Genomic DNA, 4,487 nt, shown 5'->3' on the forward strand with positions numbered 1-4,487 from the left:
AGATGAACGCGGCATGTCATCGCGCCGTACTCAAAGAACGCTTCGCCACATGGCACGGTTGGACTGTCACTGCGGCGGTCAAAAAAGTTATCTGATAAGGATAACTACTCTTGAGCCAAACAGGTAGGCTTCGCCCGTCAACTTGACAGAGCCGCGCCAACTGATGACCTGGCTTGGCGTGACGCCCTCCGAACACAGACCCAGAACATCGTGGTTGCCCTCAGGAAATTCAGCGCGACATGATTGAGAAACTGAAACAAACCGATCTCGACTGACACCGGGAGTCATATCAGCCCCCTTTTTGGCGCGCTCTCCTGGCTTTGGCGAGCACGGCCTGCACGTCACGCGGCGCAAGCCTGATTACCGGGTCAGGAAATAGGCCCACAACGCCGTGCACTCGTCATCCGACAGTACGTACTGCGGCATCGAATTCGCCAGCATCACTGCCGCCGGATCGATACTGGTGGCTAGTACCTTGCAGAACGCTTCCCGGTCATATCGCGTGGGTGGCCCCCCTCGACGTGGAATCGGTTCAAGCAAATAGGCTGCCGACAGCGACGGGGCAAACGCCGTTGCCCCGCTCGATTGCGTGTGGCAGTTGGCACACCGCAAAGCGAATTCCGGTAGCGGGCGAGTGTCACCCCGCAAATGCGCGGTGAGCGCTGTCTCACCGTGGAAGATCGCGCGTCCCCATTCGGCGGTCTCGCCAGAGGGCGCAGCCGCCGCGCTGGCGGCGGCGAACGCCAGGCCTAAGACCGCAAACAGACCACGTCCGCACATCGCCGCCATCCTCAGTAAATGCGCAACGTCTTTGCGACGCTGGGCACGCCCTTGTTATTGAGAGCAAACAGCATGTAATAGCCGGGGACGACGATGCCTGGATCGGACGGGATATTGATCAGGTTTTCGCCCGCCGTACCGGTGGTGAAGTTCACCGGGACCCGGCGCTGCTCGTTGTCCAGCGAGTGCGTTGCCGATGCCACGCGGAGGAGCGAGAAGTTGGTCACGGGGCTATTGGTGGTGACGGCGATGGAAGTACCGAGGCTGACCTCCGACGGTGCGGAGACGATGACGGGTCGCGTTGCCGCCGAGCCGTCCGGATTCAGCAGATAGGGCGGCGTCAGGATCTCGAGACTCGGATGGTTGGTCGAGCAGCTGCCGCAGAGGCCGCCGCCGCCGCTCAGCACACGTCCGTCGGGCAGCAGCAGGGCCACGCTGTGGTAAGTTCGCGGCGTGGCCATCGGCGCCAGCAGCTGAAATGTCTCTGTGGCCGGATCCCAAAGCTCAGCGGTGAGCACGGCTCGGTCATCGGAGAACGGCATCGGGTAGGTCTGGCCGCCGATCACCACAACTTGGCCGTTCGGCAGCACCACACTGTTATGGAAAGCCCGTGCATAGGCCATCGCGGCGATCTGGCGCACCTTGGCCGTGCCACCATTGATATCGATGAGATCGGCGTTCGCACTTGCCCAAGTGCTATCGTAACTCGGCGCGCCGCCTATGGTGAGGATCTTGCCGATATCGTACATGACTGCGTTGCCGTTCATTGCATCGGCGTCCCCGCCGCGCTCGCCGGCCCAGGTAATACTGCCGTTGCCGGCCGTGTCGATCCAGTGCATGCTCTTGCTTGGACCTGCGTGAAATACACGGCCATTGGACACGGCAAACAGCCAGACATGGTTATCCGCGCGGTAAATGCCGGCACCATCAGCGGTGAGGATTTCGGTGGCCAACACTGCAGAGTTGAGTTGCCAGCCAGTACCTGGGAGCCAGGTTTCGCCATTCTTGTTACCCTTGTTGGGGTCCCACGACCCGCCCAGGGTAAATACGCCGCCATTGGTCAGCGTGACGCTGCCATTGTATCCGCGGCCAATGTTCATCAGCGGGCCTGCGGACCACGAGAGCGTGGCGGGATCGAAGATACTAGTCTTGGTATCGCTGGAACCACCATTGACGAAAATCCGGCCGTCGGGAAGATTCGCAATGCCAGGACAGAACATGTCGTGGCCGGTGTTGGTTACAAGCATTTGAGTGGAATTTCCCGTGGCAGGGTCAAAAATAACGGTATAGGTCTGGCCACCGTCGCCGCCGAAATTGAAGGGGTCCCAGGAGGACCACGTCAGTACCTTGCCGTTGGGCAAGTTGGCTGCCGCGACCGGCACGATCGGAAGCGCCTGCGGCGCCGTCCAGCTTGACGGCAAGGTGACGGCCTGCGGAGGCGGGGTGTGCAGGCCATCGATTTCCCAGGTCTGGCTCGCGCTGCCGTCGCATGGCATCTGCACGACTTGCTGGCCTGCCTGCGGATTCCCCCCCCCCTGAGCGGCGAGACACTTGCTGCTTTCCGCCGCCACGATCGCATAGCCCGTGCCTTGCTGGCGCAGCGTGAACTGCTGGTTCGGTTGCCCGTTGCAGGCCCACTGAATCGCCGGGGCGCCCGCGTCAAGGCTAATTCCCGAGATGTCCACGCATTTGCCGCTGTTCTGAGCGACGAACTGATACGCGGTGCCGACCGGTTTGAGCTGCCAACTTTGGTTTGCTTGGCCATTGCACGCCCAGACAATCACTGCCGCTCCGTCTGACTGCGAAATTCCTGTGACATCGGTACAGAGCGTCGTTCCGCTGGGGCGCAGCGTGCTGACTGCGGCGTTGGACTGTGCCCCCGCCGGCCCGGACAGCATCATGGTTATGGCCATGCAAGCGGCGCCAGTCCATCCAAGCAGGCGTCCTATCTTACATCCAGCGTATCGTTGGCAAGTACGAGTCATGGCAGTGGGCGGTTGTTGTTTGGTGCTGTCTTGCTCGGGGACCAAGCAGTCAAGCTTGGGCTAGGTGTTCCAGAACGTACAGGACTTCGTCGGCCAGCGGCAAGGAGGTGCTCCGCCAGCGTAGTTGTGCAGCCTTGTCGAAGAAATAGACTTGCGTGGAATGGCTATCCAGGCCTGGGGACAGCGCTCGGCCGGCGAGGGCCGCCCTGATCTCCTCTACGTCGCCAATGCGCGGTGTCACGGCGTGCCAGGCCGGGCCGGCGTCAAATCGCTTGAGCCACGCGCGCAGTGCGCCCGGTGAATCGGCGACCGGATCAATGCTGACTGATATCAATTGAAGTGGATAGTGCGAGCCTAGTCGCGGTATTCCTTGCTGCACGGCAGAAAATAGCGCGCCCTGCAGCGGACAAACCGAACTGCACCCAGTGAACATTGTCTGCACTGCTGAAACGCTGCCAGACAGGACGTCCAGCAGGAGCCGCCTTTGGCCGCCCTCGTCGATGACCCAAGTGTCTGGAATGCGCAGCGGTGGATTCACCGCGCCGATGCCGCCGTGTGCGTATATGTCGCGAGACGCGACAGCGACGATGCTTGCGGAAATACCCTGAAGCCATGCACGCCGGGTCCATCTCATTTCAATACACCTCCGAAATGCAAAGTTAATCATAGAGACCGGCGCGCATAGGGAATCGCAGCGTCTCACGATAAGTGCCCGCCGTTATGACAATGTGGTCGCCCGACTTCAGCGCCGCGATGGCGGTGGAGATCGTTGAATACACAACGGTCTGACCACCGATGCCCTGCGCGGCATGCGGCATCACTCGCAGCTCCCTGGCGTGTGCGAGGTGCGAGCTTATTGGAAATGATGGTATCGAAGTTATAAATCCGCATCCAGGGGAATTGAGGTTTGTCACACGTAGATTCAAGCACGCGACTAGCTAAATTCCGTCCGAATTGTAAAGCATACGACTAGCTGTTGAAATCTACTTCGCAAATGCGCGTACTCGTCTGGATGTAGAGTGACAGCGCGCGCATTTGCAAACGAAGCATGAAAATTATCACATGAAATCCGATCCATCACGCAGCCGTAATAAGAAGCTGGCGTATTTTTCTGTGATCTTGTCGAATCTTAGCGAGCACTAATGCTTATCAATAGAAAAGCTGACCGCCCCATAGTAGGAGAAGAATCATGAATAACTCAAGAGAGGTCGTTGCCGCCATCGCGGCGATAATGCTTTTTGAATGATGGTGAATGTGCGACGCGCGAAACGGGCATGAGCGGTTAGCACTGCGTGAAAGGAGAACTTTTAACAAAGGATGGAACGTCGAAAGGTTGCGCAGGCAATCGTATGGGATGACAAACCAAGACTGAGCTTGCCCCCGAAAAACGAATCCCTTGCTGAGCAGGTAAACTCAAGCAAGGAGAAAAACGATGACAGGCAAGGCAAAGCGAGCGCAGTACACGCTCGAGTTCAAGCTGGAAGCGGTGCGGCTGGTCAAGGCCGGGCAAAGCATGGCAGCGGTGGCGGCGACACTGGGGGTGGTTGAACAGACGCTGTACAACTGGGTGAAGGCTGACCGGGAAGGTAAGCTGGCGGGAGCAGGCACGAAGCCTGTGAGCGCGGAACAAATGGAGCTGGCGCGGTTGCGTGCCGAAGTGGCTCGCCTGAAGATGGAGCGGGATATTCTAAAAAAGTGCGCGGCGTACTTCGCGAAGGAATC

Annotated in this window: 4 protein-coding genes and 1 pseudogene; 1 reads left to right on the forward strand and 4 read right to left on the reverse strand. The window is 59.3% G+C overall.

What is annotated here, in order from left to right; translation table 11 throughout:
* Positions 1 to 360: 360 nt before the first annotated feature.
* The 4 genes from HV744_RS36975 to HV744_RS36155 form a co-directional block, all read right to left on the reverse strand.
* Positions 361 to 780, reverse strand: a complete 420-nt coding sequence (locus HV744_RS36975) for a cytochrome c (protein ID WP_246279377.1) — start codon at positions 778 to 780, stop codon at positions 361 to 363.
* An 11-nt stretch (positions 781 to 791) separates the two neighbouring features.
* Positions 792 to 2,693 carry an RICIN domain-containing protein gene (locus tag HV744_RS36145; RefSeq protein ID WP_175154030.1) on the reverse strand — a complete coding sequence of 634 codons (1,902 nt, stop codon included), beginning with the start codon at positions 2,691 to 2,693 and terminating at the stop codon, positions 792 to 794.
* Positions 2,694 to 2,814: 121 nt separating this feature from the next.
* Positions 2,815 to 3,432: an SCO family protein gene (locus HV744_RS36150; RefSeq protein ID WP_175154031.1), complete on the reverse strand. Its 618-nt coding sequence runs from the start codon at positions 3,430 to 3,432 to the stop codon at positions 2,815 to 2,817.
* The gene (locus HV744_RS36155; protein ID WP_175154032.1) at positions 3,425 to 3,586 is read right to left on the reverse strand and encodes a hypothetical protein; all 162 of its coding nucleotides are present in this window, start codon (positions 3,584 to 3,586) and stop codon (positions 3,425 to 3,427) included. Before HV744_RS36155 ends, HV744_RS36150 begins: the two co-directional genes overlap by 8 nt.
* A gap of 611 nt (positions 3,587 to 4,197) precedes the next feature.
* Here HV744_RS36155 and HV744_RS36160 point away from each other — a divergent pair.
* Positions 4,198 to 4,487, forward strand: a pseudogene (locus tag HV744_RS36160) (transposase); the annotation flags it as partial.

Source organism: Paraburkholderia ultramafica (assembly GCF_902859915.1).
Taxonomy (GTDB): Bacteria; Pseudomonadota; Gammaproteobacteria; order Burkholderiales; family Burkholderiaceae; genus Paraburkholderia; species Paraburkholderia ultramafica.

Bases quoted from the DNA above. Each gene is read 5' to 3' on its own strand.
- HV744_RS36145 (WP_175154030.1), bottom strand. From the start codon at position 2,693: ATGGCCATAACCATGATGCTGTCCGGGCCGGCGGGGGCACAGTCCAAC.
- HV744_RS36975 (WP_246279377.1), bottom strand. From the start codon at position 780: ATGTGCGGACGTGGTCTGTTTGCGGTCTTAGGCCTGGCGTTCGCCGCC.
- HV744_RS36150 (WP_175154031.1), bottom strand. From the start codon at position 3,432: ATGATTAACTTTGCATTTCGGAGGTGTATTGAAATGAGATGGACCCGG.